The sequence below is a fragment of the Pseudomonas shirazica genome, assembly GCF_015168335.1.
In the GTDB taxonomy this organism is placed as follows: Bacteria; Pseudomonadota; Gammaproteobacteria; order Pseudomonadales; family Pseudomonadaceae; genus Aquipseudomonas; species Aquipseudomonas asiatica.
Genome location: NZ_CP063456.1, coordinates 5752477 through 5765850 on the forward strand (window position 1 = coordinate 5752477; position 13374 = coordinate 5765850).

The window sequence follows — 13374 nt, forward strand, 5'->3', positions numbered from 1 at the left end:
TCGTAGTGTGCGAATGGGCGCCGTTGTGCGTTAAGCGCTCGCGAGAGCGAGCAACGCCCCATCCGAGCCTGACAGGCCTAGCCTGCTGCAGCGCCCCTCGGACGGGTGGCGGGCATGGCGCCGCTGTGGGCGGCCATGTGAAGCGGCGGAGATTATAGCCGCGCCCGTCGGCTTGCCCAAGGTTTTCTGTCGATTAATCGCGACGATAGTCGATGTTCAATGGAGCGGCAGCGGCCGCTCTGCCATCATTGCTGCACGTTAGCCAAGCAGGTCAGGAGTACAGATGAACTTTCATACCCGCAAGTGGGTTAAACCCGAAGACCTCAACCCAAATGGCACTTTGTTCGGTGGCAGCCTGTTGCGCTGGATCGACGAAGAGGCTGCGATCTACGCCATCGTCCAGTTGGGCAACCAGCGTGTGGTGACCAAATACATATCAGAAATCAACTTCGTCAGTGCCTCGCGTCAGGGCGACATCATCGAGCTGGGCATCACTGCCACCGAGTTCGGCCGTACCTCGATCACCCTCAAGTGCGAAGTGCGCAACAAGATCACCCGCAAGGCCATCCTCACGGTCGACAAGATGGTCTTCGTCAACCTTGGCGAGGATGGGTTGCCGGCGGCGCATGGGCGGACCGAGATCAAGTACATCCAGGACCAGTTCCCGGATTCGGCAGTGGAATGAACATTCTGGGGCCGCAAAGCGGCCCCTGCATTCTCAAGGCTGAGCGCTCACTTTGCGCACCACCCGCCCGATGCTCAACCCCTGCACCAGGATCGACGACAGCACCACGATGTAGGTGATCGACAGCAGCAGGTCACGTTCCTCGCCCAGTGGCAGCGACAGTGCCAGGGCAACCGATACCCCACCGCGCAGGCCACCCCAGGTCAGCACCCGAACCGTGCCCTTTGGCACCGGGCGCCAGCGCCGCAGCAGCACGATCGCCGGGGCCACGGTCAGCAACCGCGACAGTAGCACCGCCAGCGCCAGCACGCCGCCGGCTACCATGTGCATCCAGTTGAAAGGCAGCAGCAACAGCTCCAGGCCGATCAACGCGAACAGCAAGGCGTTGAGCATGTCGTCGATCAGCTCCCAGAAGCCGTCCATGTAGCGACGGGTCATGTCGTTCATCGCCAGGTTGCGCCCCAGGTTGCCGATTATCAGCCCGGCCACCACCATGGCGATCGGCGCCGAAACGTGCAGTTCGTAGCACATTGCCGAGCCGCCGATGACCAGCGCCAGGGTCAGCATCACTTCCACCTGGTATTGCTCGACGCTCTTGATCATGCGGTAGGTGGCATAGCCGATCAGGCCGCCGAACAGCACCCCGCCGATGGCCTCGCGGGCGAACAGGATCGCCGTATCGGTCATGCTCGGCGTTTCGCCCAAACGGATGATGCCCAGCAACACGGTGAACACCACTACCGCTGTGCCGTCATTGAACAGCGACTCGCCGACGATCGTGGTTTTCAGTGGTTTGGAGGCGTTGGCGGTACGTAGCGCGCCAAGCACGGCGATCGGGTCGGTGGGCGAGATCAGTGCACCGAACAGCAGGCAGTAGATCAGCGGCACTTGCCAGCCGAACAGGGCGAACACCCAGTGCGACAGGTAGCCGATGACGACGGTGGCAATCAGTACGCCGACGGTGGCCAGCAGGCCGATGGGCCAGCGGTAGCTGCGCAGGTCGGAAAGGTTCACGTGCAAGGCGCCGGCGAACAGCAGGAACGCCAGCATCCAGTGCATCAGCAGGTCATTGAAGTCGATCTGGTTCATCAGCCCTTCGACGCGCGCTTCCAGGCCAGGGAAGCCGATCAGGCTCAGGCCCTGCAGCATCAGGGAAAACAGCAGCGCCGTGACCATCACGCCGATGGCAGGGGGCAGGCCGATGAAACGGTAATTTACATAGGTGAGGAGGGTGGTGAGGCAGATAAACGCGGCAACTAGTTCAAGCATCCCGAATCCTGTAACAGTGGCTTCCAAGTCGTAACCCGAATGGCTCGGGCAGTTCTTTGATGACCTGGCGCAGGGTTCGGGACACACTATTTGACTGTGCAGGTAGACCGCGTTTCTGTTGTGAGGTTTCCATCGGGTTTCATCATGCTTCGGTTCTTGCTGTCGAGCACTCATGGCTTTCTGGCTCGACGGGCTGGTGCTGCAAGCCGGAGCCCGGTAGGGCGACCTCGGCGATTCGTGTCGAGAAGTACCTGTCGAAAGGCTCCCAGTCGGGATATTCCTCGGGCGAGACAGCCATTGCCATCAAACGACCTACAAGGCCGCAGATCCAGTCTGCGCATTGCAGGGTCTGGAAGAGGTGGCTTTCGCCCTGCAGCGGCGGCTCTATCAGGCTCCGACATTTTTCTGCGGGATCCTCGAACATTGCCAGGGTGCAGGCTTCTACATTTTGCTCACGCCACTCGTTGCCAGCACGCTGCTCATCCAGCAGGAGCATGAAGGTTGAGCGGGACTGCGTGCAGTAACGATCGATCGTTCGCACCGCATGCAGCAGTTGGCGTCTGAATGTCTTGGTCGCGTCGTGCTGCCTGGCCGGGCCGGTCTTATGTTCACCCGCATAAATGACATACCCACCAATCTTTCTGATGTGGTTGAGCAGGCGAAACGTTGCCTGTCTCAACGATCGATATTGTGTGACGTTACGTGTCGTGAATAACTTTGAGCCCTTCTTTTCCCATTGATAGGGAGGGAGGCTTCTGGGGTTTTCATGGTTTATATCCCAGGCAAGTAACTGGCATTTCAGCTGATAGAAGAAGATGGCGAACTCCCGTACTTCTTCTGCAGGTAGTAGCACCCCACCCAGCCCGAACACTGGACTGGTCTTGAACTGGGTATGAGTGCGCGAGATGTATTGCCCGACATGGCCGAATTCGTCGAGGTAGGCCACATAATGCGTCATGATTTCTGGGTGTCCTTGGCCCAGAAACACGAAAGCCCGCATGCTTGCGCATCGCGGGCCTCGGAAGGTAGGCACGGGTAACCCCATGCGTTACGGCGATCCTAATCCTGCAAAGCCTGAAGCGTCAATCGCGTTTCGTAAGCGAGTGTGTTTCCGTTTGGGTGGCCGCCTTGAGGTATCACGCGTTTCCATGCGGCACAGCGAGCGATGAGTGTATTGCGTTTTGGGGTAAGCCCCGGCTTGCAAGGCGTATTGAAACTTCCACAGAGTTTGTAGTCTTTTTCCTTAGTCGTACCTTTTACCCAATGTATAGTGCTGCAAACGAATCTGACTCGAAGGCAAGGACGATTTCGCGTGCTGGCAACTTCCCTAGTGTTGGTCGCTGCCCTGCTGCATGCGACCTGGAATACCCTGATCAAATTCAGCGGCGAGCGCCTGCTGGTGATCGCCAGCATGGATACGGTGGCGTTGGCCTTCGCGGTGCTGGCGGTGCCCTTCGCCGCGGTACCGCCGACTAATATCTGGCCCTGGCTTCTGGCTTCGGCGCTGGCCGAGCAGTTGTACCGCTTCCTGTTGATCCAGGCCTACCGCGTGGGCGACCTGGGGCTGGTCTATCCTCTGATGCGCGGGCTGTCGCCGTTGGTGGTGCTGGGGCTGACCCTGGCCTTTGCCGGCGAATCGCTGAGCCAGCAGCAGATCATCGGCATCCTGCTGATCCCCTGTGGCATGGCTTGCCTGTTGTGGCAGGGCGGTGGCGGTGACCGGCTGCCTTGGTCGATGCTGCCGGTGGTTGTCCTGATTGGCCTGTGTATTGGTTGCTACACCTGGTTCGACGGCCAGGCCGTGCGCTTGTGGGGCAAGCCTTGGGATTATCTGGTATGGCTGACCTTGCTCAGTGCCTGGCCCTTCCCGTTGCTGGCCAGCGTGGCCCGACGTGCGCCATTCATCTTGTTCTGGCGCCTTCAGTGGCGCCTGGGGCTGGCGGTGGGGCTGTGTGTACTGCTCAGTTACGCGCTGGTGCTGTGGGCCATGCACCTCGGGTCGGTGGCCGAAGCGGCGGCGTTGCGCGAGTTGAGTGTGATTCTGGTGGTGCTGCTGGGCATGCGCTACCTGAAAGAACCTTTTGGCGGGCCGAGACTCCTAGCTTGCGGGCTGGTGTTGGCCGGCATGCTGGTAATGAAGCTTTGACCCGAAGACTGAACAAGGAGTCCTGTCCATGACTGTTGCCCTGTGGTGCATCCTGATCGCGCTGCTCTTGCCGCCACTGTGCGCGTTGATCGCCAAGGCCGGTAGTGGCCGCTTCCGACTGCGCGACAACCACGACCCGCGTGCGTTCCTGGATACCCTGTCCGGGCTGCCGCGGCGCGCGCATGCTGCCCAGCAGAACAGTTACGAGGCCTTCCCGGCATTTGCCGCGGCGGTGCTGGTGGCGGATATCGTCGGCAATGCCGAGCAGGTGACCCAGGATGTGCTGGGGGTGATGTACATCACCAGCCGGCTGCTTTACATCATCTGTTACCTGGCCGACTGGGCCATGCTGCGATCGCTGGTGTGGTTTGCCGGGATGGCGATGATCGTGGCTTTCTTCGTGGTTTCAATCTGATACCGCGTCGCCTTCTTCGCGGGCAAGCCCGCGAAGAATCCACCGTCGATCAAGGTACTTTCGGCACCTCGGGCAGCGGCTTGCCCTTGGGCCACAGCATCCAGATCTGCCCCTGCTGCTTCATGTTCCCGGCCAGTTCTCCAGCTTCCGGCCCAGTGCCCCAGAACAGGTCCGCGCGCACCTCGCCAGTAATTGCCCCGCCGGTATCCTGGGCCCCCACCGGGCGTACCACCGGCGTACCGTCCGGGCGAGTGGTGGACAACCACAGCAAGCTGCCCAGCGGAATCACCTTGCGGTCGATGGCCACGCTGTAGCCAGCGGTCAGCGGTACGTTCAGCGAACCGCGTGGCCCTTCGTTGCTGTCCGGGCGGGTGCTGAAGAACACGTAGCTGGGGTTGCTGGCGAGCAGTTCCGGCACCCGTTGTGGGTTGGCCTGGGCCCAGGCATGAATGGCGCCCATGCTCACTTCTTCCTTCTTCAACTGGCCCTGTTCCACCAGCCAGCGCCCGATCGGCCGGTAGGGGTGGCCGTTCTGGTCGGCGTAACCCAGGCGCAGCTGGCGCCCGTCTTCCAGTTGTACCCGGCCGGAACCCTGAATCTGCAGAAACTGCAGGTCCATCGGGTCGGTCAGCCAGGCCAGCACCGGTGCCTTGACGCCGTCACGGTTGATCACCTCGGCGGTGTCGTATGGCTTGAGCACCCGGCCATCAAGGCGACCGCGCAGACGCTTGCCCTTGAGTTCGGGGTACACGCTGGCCAGGTCGACCACGATCATGTCGTCGGGGATGCCATAGACCGCCACGTGGTTGGTTGCCGACTGGCTCAGGCTGCCAGGGTAGACCGGTTCGTAGTAACCGGTGATCAGGCCGTTGGCGTTATTCTCGGCCGAGCGCAGGCCGTATACCTGCAGGTTCTGTTGCAGGAAGGCACGCACCTGCAAGGCATTGTCGGGCACGCTGGCGGCTGCTTCGCAGGTGCTGGCCCAGACGGTGTCGCGCTTTAGCTTTTCACAGCCGTTGCGCCAGGCCTGGAAGCCCGCCACCAGGTCGCTGTCGCTGACGGTGGGCAGGTCCTGCCAAGTGGCATTGGCGTAGGTGGCGATGGCATGGGGCTCGGGTTTGGTGCTTTCGCCACCGTTGCAGCCGGCCAGCAGGGCCAGCGCCGGAAGTGTCCAGGCCAGATGGCGCAGGGCAGATTTCATGAGTACGTTCCTGTCATGGGTGAACACGGATATTCGCCCCTGTTTTTTATGTGGCTATTGGTCTTTGGCCGCTGGGCGGCGATACTGGCCGCCCATTTGCGTAGGCCGAAGTGACCGTGATGTTGAAGCGATTGACCATTGTTCTGCTGGCAGCACTGGCTCTGGGTGGTTGTGACCGGGTTGACCCGAACTCCCCGCTGGGCAAGCGCAAGGTGATCTTCAAGGACATGCTCAAGACCAGCGAAGACCTGGGCGGCATGTTGCGTGGGCGGTTGCCGTTCGACGGGGTGAAGTTTGCCGACGGTGCGCTGAAGCTGGACAACCTTTCGCACCAGCCCTGGCAGCACTTCCCACAGGCTCGTGATGGTGGCGACAGTAGTGCGCGTGCCGAGGTATGGGAGCGGCAGACGCGCTTTCATGACCTGGCCCGCCAGCTGGAAGGCGTCACTGGCGAACTGGTCGATGTCACCCGCGGTCAGCCGCTGGACGCTGCGCAGTTGAAGGCACCGATGGACAAGGTCGAAGCGGCTTGCAAGGCCTGTCATACGGAATTCCGCAATCATTGATGGACTGCATTGCCCTGTGTAGGAGCGGCCTTGTGTCGCGATAGGGCTGCGCAGCGGCCCCAGGATTTCAGCTGATGCACAAATGGCCGGGGCCGCTTTGCGGCCCATCGCGACACAAGGCCGCTCCTACAATGATCGCGTTTGCCCGGTCGGAGCCTCAGCGATCCAGATCCTCCACCGCTTCCTGCAGTTCCTTGCGCGACTCGGCCAGCTTGTCCTTGCGCTTGTTGATCTTCTCCGAATCGCCTTTCTTCTCGGCTTTCTTCAAGTCCTTTTCCCGCTGCGCCACTTCGTGACGGGCGTCGAGCACCTTCTGCTCACGTTCCTTGCGCAGGCCGGCGTCGGTGCAGTTATCGACCCCTCGCAGTGCCTCTTCAAGCCCTGCGGCCTGTTCGTTGTTGCCGTGGTCACGGGCAATCTTCAACTGGTTCTCGATGGCGCTACGCTTGGCGGCGCAACCGGTCAGGCCGGCATCCGGCTGGGCGGCTTGTGCGGCACCAGCGGCCAGGCCCAGTGTCGCGATCAGGAAAAGGGTCGAAATACGTTTCATGAAAAGCCTCCTTGAGGGGGCGGGGCAGCAAAAGTTGGGGGAAATCCTGCCTTGGTTTTGCCCATTTAGAAACCCTTGTTGGGGTTTTCCGGCTTAATCTCGGGATTTTCCTACAGGTAAATTGGTAAATAATCATTGCTCGATGCTTTGCCTGTCGATCCGGAATCCATCGATCCCTGCCGTGGCCAGTTGCGTTGCAATGGCTTGAACCTCGGTGGTTGCAAAAAATCCAGCAAGCTGTTGCCCGCGCTTTTCGCCGATACCGGGCATGGCTTGCCATTCAAGATTCGTGCGGGCAGCCAGCTCCAGCCAGTCGCCTGTTACCTGCATGCCGGTGGGTGTAGGCGCGCCGAGTCCGCGCAGCCATTGCGCAAAGGGCCGTGAGCGGGCTTGGTCGAAACTGCCCAGCAACTGCGAAGCCGTTGTGTCACTGATACCCGCTACCTGGGCCAGGCGCTCGGCATCCAGATGCAGCCAGTCGGTCATCGAGGTCACCAGCCCGGCAGCCACCAGTCGGCGCCAGGTACCAGGGCCGGTGCGCGGCAGGGCCAGCCCCTGCTTGCCGCTGAGCCAGGTGAGACGAGCAATGAACTGCTCTTCGCAGCCTTCGCTGATCTGCCAGCAGCTGTGGGCATGATGCTGGCCGGGCGCTGGTGCGATCACCGGTTGGCGCTCGGCGGCGCGGTGCACCACTTGCTCCAGGCGTGGGATGGTCAGCCCGGCAAGGCTGACGGCCACCTGGTCACCGGGGCGGATGTCGAGCTTGAGCCAACGTGCCAGCGATCCCAGGCTCACCTGGGTGATTCGCCGGTCATCCAGGGTAACCGGCAGTACATGCAAGACTGGCGTAACCCTGCCGGTACGGCCGACGCGGAAGCGTACTTCGCGCACTTCGGCCAAGGCCTGCGTGTACGGGTGCTTCCACGCCGCGATCCAGTAGGGCGCCTTGGCCTGCCAGCGCTCGGACGGAGGCCGGACGCCTTGGCGCAACACCACGCCATCGGTGGCGAAAGGCAGGGGTGAGCGGTACCAGTACTCACGCCAGTGCGCTGCATCGTCCGCTGTTTCTATGGCGACGCTGTAATCCTGGCTGTGCGCAAAACCCAGATCCGCAAGCTGCGCGAGGCGCTCGGCCTGCTGGTCTGGGCCCTGCGGCCAGTCCCATACGAACAGGCCGATGCGCTCACCTTGCTCACGACCCAGCTGCTTGCGAGCCAGCAGCCCGGCTACTGTCCCTCGGGCGTTGGCGCTGCCTGCCCGGGCTTGCACATGCGCGTCCAGGCGCAGGTACAGTTCGCCCTGCAGTTGCAGGTCAATGGCCTGGGGCAGCTGCCGGTTGAGTTCGACGAGCAGGGGGATGTGGCGGCTCCAGTCGTGCCCCTGCACGCCGTCCCCCCGGCTGATCAACTGCACCAGCCGGCCCTGTCGGTAGATTAGGGAGACTGCTACGCCATCGACCTTTGGTTGCACCCAGACATCTGCCTTGCCGGCCAGCCAGCGTTCTACAGCCTGACGGTCGGCCAGCTTGTCGACGCCGGTGTGCGGCACCGGATGCGGAATTGGCCCGCCAGCGCTGGCCAGCGGGGACGGGGTAGTCGTGATGCCAAAGCATTGCTGCAGGTGCGCCAGGTGCTGGCGGCTCTGGTCGTACAGTTCATCGGCCACCAGTGCGATGCCCTTACGATGATAATGGTCGTCCCAGCGGGCAAGCGTGGCGCGCAGTCGGCTCACTTCAGCCTCGACTTGTTGCGGGTTCCAGGTGGGGCATGTGGCGGCACGGGCCAGGGGAGCATTCAACGTCAACAGTAGGGCGAAAAGCAGCATGAGCGGCATGGCCAGCATCCTTGCATGGCGGGTGTGAGCCCTCAGCCTAGGCAGGTAGCGTGCGGGTCGCCATGCAGCGTTTGTCAGCCCATATGTCACAAAAAAGCCCCTGCCGATTGCTCGGCAGGGGCTTTCGCCTGGCGTTGTAGGAAACTTACAGGCCGGCAGCGTCACGCAGCGACTGGGCGCGGTCGGTACGCTCCCAGGTGAAGGTGGTGAAGGTGTCGTCGCCGACCGTCTTCTGCTGCGGGGTACGGCCGAAGTGGCCGTAGGCAGCGGTTTCCTGGTACATCGGGTGCAGCAGGTCGAGCATGGTGGTGATGGCGTAAGGACGCAGGTCGAAGCACTCGCGCACCAGCTGGATGATCTTGTCGTCGGAGACCTTGCCGGTACCGAAGGTGTTGATCGAGATGGAGGTCGGCTGGGCCACGCCGATGGCGTACGACACCTGGATCTCGCAACGCTCGGCCAGGCCGGCGGCGACGATGTTCTTGGCCACGTAGCGGCCGGCGTAGGCGGCGGAACGGTCGACCTTGGATGGGTCCTTGCCGGAGAACGCGCCACCCCCATGGCGGGCCATGCCGCCGTAGGAGTCGACGATGATCTTGCGCCCGGTCAGGCCGCAGTCACCCACCGGGCCACCGATGATGAAGTTGCCGGTCGGGTTGATGTGGTACTGGGTGCCCTTGTGCAGCAGTTCGGCAGGCAGGGTGTGCTTGACGATCAGCTCCATCACGGCTTCCTGCAGGTCTTTCTGCGAAACCTCAGGGTTGTGCTGGGTCGACAGCACCACGGCGTCGATGCCGACCACCTTGCCATTTTCGTAACGGCAGGTGACCTGCGACTTGGCGTCCGGACGCAGCCATGGCAGCAGTTTCGATTTGCGCGCCTCGGCCTGGCGCTCGACCAGACGGTGCGAGAAGCAGATCGGTGCCGGCATCAGCACATCGGTTTCGTTGCTGGCGTAGCCGAACATCAGGCCCTGGTCACCGGCGCCCTGGTCTTCCGGGCGGGAACGGTCGACGCCCTGGGCGATGTCCACCGACTGTTTGCCGATGATGTTCATCACGGCGCAGGTGGCGCCGTCGAAACCGACGTCGGAGCTGTTGTAGCCGATGTCGATGATGACCTTGCGCACCAGCTCTTCCAGGTCGACCCAGGCGGAGGTGGTGACTTCGCCGGCGATGATGGCGACGCCGGTCTTGACCAGGGTTTCGCAGGCTACGCGGGCGTATTTGTCCTGGGCGATGATGGCATCAAGGACGGCGTCCGAAATCTGGTCGGCGATCTTGTCCGGATGCCCTTCGGACACGGACTCGGAGGTGAAAAGGGAGTATTCGCTCATCTCGAAGGTTCCTGAAATTTACCGATGGTGTATGTCGCCAGCCGTCCGCTGGAAATGGCGGACCTGGATCTGGAAACCGTTACGCAAGCCCACGTACAGGCTGTCCCCGGGGGCCAGCCCGGCGTCGTTGGCCCAACGGGCCAGGTCGTCCTGTTCGAAGCCAAGCCACAGGTCGCCGCAGGCTTCGCGCGCCCACCCCTGGTCATGGCTGCACAGTTCGGTTACCAGCAGGCTGCCGCCTGCCTTCACCCGTTTGGCCAGCTGGCGCAAGGCCAGGGCCGGGTCGCTGAAATGGTGCAGCACCATGTTCAGCACAACGCAGTCGGCGGCCACATCCGTTGCACCCAGTGCATCGGCCAACTGCAGGTTCACGTTGTCGAGCCCTTCGCGCTGGCACACCTGGCGCGCCAGTTCGAGCATGGTCGGGCTGTTGTCCAGGGCGGTGACCTGGGCGAAGCGCCGGGCCAGGTCGGGCAGGAAGCCACCGTCACCGGGGCCGACCTCCAGGGCGCTGGCGGCCGGGTCGAAATTCAGTTTGTCGAGCAGCGCCAGCAGGCTTTCGCGGTACTGCGGCAGGCCGGCGATCAGGTCTTGCTGGGCGCGGAACTTCTCTTCCACGCGCAGGAAGAAGTCCTGGCTGGTGGCTGCGCGGCGTTGCTGCACCTGGGCAATGCGCGCCTGCACGTCAGGCGGAAGAGTCAGGTCGTCCACCTCTTCGAGCAGCGCCGCGTGCAGCCGACCGCCCAGGCGCAAGCTGTCGGGCAGGGCGCGGCGGTAGAAGATGGCATTGCCCTCGCGGCGGGTCGCCACCAGCTCGGCCTGGGCCAGCACTTTAAGGTGATGGCTCATGCCCGACTGGCCCACGTCGAAGATCTGCGCCAGCTCCAGCACGCCGAACGAGTCGTTGGCCAGGGCGCGCAATACGTTCAGGCGCAGCTCGTCGCCACTGGCTTTGCACAGGGCAGCCAATGCTTCGCGTTGCTCGGGGATCGATTGCGCACGGAGGTTCATGGTGCGGCAGTCTAGACAGGCATCGTTGCCCTAGCAAGGGCAATATCAAAAAGTTTTGATATTGAGTGATGAGTGGGGTGGTTCTCCCGGTTTTACCCCGAATTGAATGCCAATCGCAGGAAAATCCCCCGACTGCGACCATACGTCATTGCCCCAAGCCCCCCCAGTGGGCGAAAATGGCCGCCTTTTTTCGTGACACCACCTATTCAAGCCCCCAGGAGATCAGCGATGCCCAGCCGTCGTGAACGTGCCAACGCCATTCGTGCCCTCAGCATGGATGCCGTGCAAAAGGCCAACAGCGGCCACCCAGGTGCCCCCATGGGCATGGCGGATATCGCCGAAGTGCTTTGGCGCGACTATCTGAAGCACAACCCGAGCAACCCGAGTTTCGCCGACCGTGACCGCTTCGTACTGTCCAACGGCCACGGTTCGATGCTGATCTACTCGCTGCTGCACCTGACCGGCTACGACGTCACCATCGATGACATCAAAGGCTTCCGCCAGCTGCACAGCCGCACCCCGGGCCACCCGGAATACGGCTACACCCCAGGCGTCGAGACCACCACCGGCCCGCTCGGCCAGGGTATCGCCAACGCCGTGGGCTTCGCCCTGGCCGAAAAAGTGCTCGCTGCCCAGTTCAACCGTGATGGCCATAACATCGTCGACCACCACACCTACGTGTTCCTCGGCGACGGCTGCATGATGGAGGGCATCTCCCATGAAGTCGCCTCGCTGGCCGGCACCCTGGGCCTGAACAAGCTGATCGCCTTCTACGACGACAACGGCATTTCCATCGACGGCGAAGTGCACGGCTGGTTCACCGACAACACCCCGGCGCGCTTCGAAGCGTACAACTGGCAGGTGATCCGCAACGTCGACGGCCATGACGCCGACGAGATCAAGACCGCCATCGAGACCGCTCGCAAGAGCGATCGCCCGACCCTGATCTGCTGCAAGACCATCATTGGTTTCGGCTCGCCGAACAAGCAGGGCAAGGAAGACTGCCACGGCGCACCGCTGGGCAACGACGAAATCGCCCTGGCTCGCAAGGAACTGAACTGGAACCACGGCCCGTTCGAAATCCCGGCCGACATCTATGCCGAGTGGGACGCCAAGGCTGCCGGTGCCAAGGTTGAAGCCGACTGGAACCAGCGCTTCGACGCCTACGCCAAGGCCTACCCGGAGCTGGCTGCCGAGTTCAAGCGCCGTGACAGCGGCGAGCTGCCGGCCGACTTCAGCGAGAAGGCCCAGGCCTACATCAACGAAGTGGCCGCCAAGGGCGAAACCATCGCCAGCCGCAAGGCCAGCCAGAACGCCCTGAACGCCTTCGGCCCGCTGCTGCCAGAGTTCCTCGGCGGTTCGGCCGACCTGGCCGGTTCCAACCTGACCCTGTGGAAGGGCTGCAAGGGTGTCGAAGCCAACGACGCCAGCGGCAACTACGTGTTCTACGGCGTGCGCGAGTTCGGCATGACCGCCATCATGAACGGCGTTGCCCTGCACGGTGGCCTGGTGCCTTACGGCGCGACCTTCCTGATGTTCATGGAATACGCCCGTAACGCCGTGCGCATGTCGGCACTGATGAAGCAGCGCGTGATCCACGTCTACACCCACGACTCCATTGGCCTGGGCGAAGACGGCCCGACTCACCAGCCGATCGAGCAGCTGACCAGCCTGCGCAGCACGCCGAACCTGGACACCTGGCGCCCAGCCGACGCGGTGGAATCTGCCGTGTCCTGGAAAAGCGCCCTGGAGCGCAAGGACGGCCCTTCGGCGCTGATCTTCTCGCGCCAGAACCTGCAGCACCAGGACCGCGATGCCCAGCAGATCGCCGACATCAGCCGCGGTGGCTACGTGCTCAAGGACTGCGCCGGCGAGCCTGAGCTGATCCTGATCGCCACCGGTTCCGAAGTGGGCCTGGCTGTTCAGGCGCACGCCAAGCTGACCGAGCAAGGCCGCAAGGTGCGCGTGGTTTCCATGCCGTGCACCAGCGTGTTCGATGCCCAGGACGCTGCCTACAAGCAGTCCGTGCTGCCGCTGGAAGTGGGTGCGCGTATCGCCATCGAGGCCGCTCACGCCGACTTCTGGTACAAGTACGTCGGCCTGGAAGGTCGTATCATCGGCATGACCACCTACGGTGAGTCGGCGCCGGCTTCGGCACTGTTCGAAGAGTTCGGCTTCACCCTGGAGAACATCCTCGGTACTGCCGAAGAGCTGCTGGAAGACTGATACAAGGAAGGCGAGGGCCTTTGGCCCTCGTTCGCGGCACAAGGCCGCTCCTACAGGGTATTGCGCACGCCGTCCCCTGTAGGAGCGGCCTTGTGCCGCGAATGGGCTGCGCAGCGGCCCCGTTCAACTGCCGGAG

Annotated in this window: 12 protein-coding genes and 1 riboswitch; of the genes, 5 read left to right on the plus strand and 7 right to left on the minus strand. The window is 62.7% G+C overall.

Features of this window, described 5'->3' with window-relative positions:
• Positions 1 to 8: 8 nt before the first annotated feature.
• Positions 9 to 105, minus strand: a riboswitch (S-adenosyl-L-homocysteine riboswitch).
• Between the two features lie 178 nt (positions 106 to 283).
• Positions 284 to 685, plus strand: a complete 402-nt coding sequence (locus IMX18_RS26465) for an acyl-CoA thioesterase (RefSeq protein ID WP_003257757.1) — start codon at positions 284 to 286, stop codon at positions 683 to 685.
• A gap of 33 nt (positions 686 to 718) precedes the next feature.
• Here IMX18_RS26465 and IMX18_RS26470 read toward each other — a convergent pair whose 3' ends face one another.
• Positions 719 to 1954: a cation:proton antiporter gene (locus IMX18_RS26470; protein WP_015272068.1), complete on the minus strand. Its 1236-nt coding sequence runs from the start codon at positions 1952 to 1954 to the stop codon at positions 719 to 721.
• 142 nt (positions 1955 to 2096) lie between these two features.
• Positions 2097 to 2912, minus strand: coding sequence for a DUF3800 domain-containing protein (locus IMX18_RS26475; RefSeq protein WP_015272067.1), 816 nt, complete (start codon positions 2910 to 2912; stop codon positions 2097 to 2099).
• A gap of 354 nt (positions 2913 to 3266) precedes the next feature.
• Between IMX18_RS26475 and IMX18_RS26480 the strand changes: the two genes are divergently transcribed.
• Positions 3267 to 4100: an EamA family transporter gene (locus IMX18_RS26480; RefSeq protein WP_015272066.1), complete on the plus strand. Its 834-nt coding sequence runs from the start codon at positions 3267 to 3269 to the stop codon at positions 4098 to 4100.
• A gap of 28 nt (positions 4101 to 4128) precedes the next feature.
• Positions 4129 to 4515, plus strand: coding sequence for an MAPEG family protein (locus IMX18_RS26485; RefSeq protein ID WP_015272065.1), 387 nt, complete (start codon positions 4129 to 4131; stop codon positions 4513 to 4515).
• 49 nt (positions 4516 to 4564) lie between these two features.
• Here IMX18_RS26485 and mltA read toward each other — a convergent pair whose 3' ends face one another.
• Positions 4565 to 5716 carry a murein transglycosylase A gene (gene mltA, locus IMX18_RS26490; RefSeq protein ID WP_015272064.1) on the minus strand — a complete coding sequence of 384 codons (1152 nt, stop codon included), beginning with the start codon at positions 5714 to 5716 and terminating at the stop codon, positions 4565 to 4567.
• 119 nt (positions 5717 to 5835) lie between these two features.
• Here mltA and IMX18_RS26495 point away from each other — a divergent pair, with 119 nt between their 5' ends.
• Complete coding sequence (locus IMX18_RS26495) at positions 5836 to 6282, plus strand: c-type cytochrome (protein ID WP_015272063.1); 447 nt, start codon at positions 5836 to 5838, stop codon at positions 6280 to 6282.
• 157 nt (positions 6283 to 6439) lie between these two features.
• On the opposite strand, the gene IMX18_RS26500 is transcribed toward IMX18_RS26495, so the two are convergent.
• The 4 genes from IMX18_RS26500 to IMX18_RS26515 form a co-directional block, all read right to left on the minus strand.
• Positions 6440 to 6832: a DUF1090 domain-containing protein gene (locus IMX18_RS26500; RefSeq protein ID WP_015272062.1), complete on the minus strand. Its 393-nt coding sequence runs from the start codon at positions 6830 to 6832 to the stop codon at positions 6440 to 6442.
• A 132-nt stretch (positions 6833 to 6964) separates the two neighbouring features.
• The gene (ligB, locus tag IMX18_RS26505; RefSeq protein WP_217189981.1) at positions 6965 to 8665 is read right to left on the minus strand and encodes an NAD-dependent DNA ligase LigB; all 1701 of its coding nucleotides are present in this window, start codon (positions 8663 to 8665) and stop codon (positions 6965 to 6967) included.
• A 145-nt stretch (positions 8666 to 8810) separates the two neighbouring features.
• Entirely contained in the window at positions 8811 to 10001 is a 1191-nt protein-coding gene (metK, locus tag IMX18_RS26510; protein WP_015272060.1) for a methionine adenosyltransferase, read from the minus strand.
• An 18-nt stretch (positions 10002 to 10019) separates the two neighbouring features.
• Entirely contained in the window at positions 10020 to 11012 is a 993-nt protein-coding gene (locus IMX18_RS26515; protein ID WP_015272059.1) for an ArsR/SmtB family transcription factor, read from the minus strand.
• Positions 11013 to 11240: 228 nt separating this feature from the next.
• Between IMX18_RS26515 and tkt the strand changes: the two genes are divergently transcribed.
• Positions 11241 to 13238 (plus strand): transketolase, encoded by a 1998-nt coding sequence (gene tkt, locus IMX18_RS26520; RefSeq protein WP_015272058.1) that lies wholly within the window; start codon positions 11241 to 11243, stop codon positions 13236 to 13238.
• Positions 13239 to 13374: the final 136 nt, after the last annotated feature.